General features: G+C 59.3%; 1 pseudogene. It reads left to right on the plus strand.

The window, feature by feature from the left end:
- Window positions 1-111: pseudogene (locus tag EG885_RS22535) on the plus strand (IS5/IS1182 family transposase); the annotation flags it as partial.
- Window positions 112-275 lie beyond the last annotated feature (164 nt).

The raw sequence follows: 275 nt of genomic DNA on the forward strand, positions 1-275 counted from the left end.
ATGTTCGGCAGGCTCAAGGATTGGAGGCGCGTGGCAACGCGATATGACAGATGTCCGAAGATCTTCCTCTCGGCCATCGCCCTCGCAGCAACCGTCATCTATTGGTTATGAATCCTGACCCTAGCTGACGGCCCAGTTCGACGCGATGAGCATCTTCTTGAGGCACGAACGGGCGGGCTGTCCGACCGCGGCCAGCGTGCTTCCATCGCAAAACCCGTGCTTCACCTTCCCGTTTCCGCGCGAGATGATCCTTGATGGACCGTCTGTGGCGCCTT

This window comes from Paracoccus nototheniae (assembly GCF_004335005.1).
GTDB lineage: Bacteria > Pseudomonadota > Alphaproteobacteria > Rhodobacterales > Rhodobacteraceae > Paracoccus > Paracoccus nototheniae.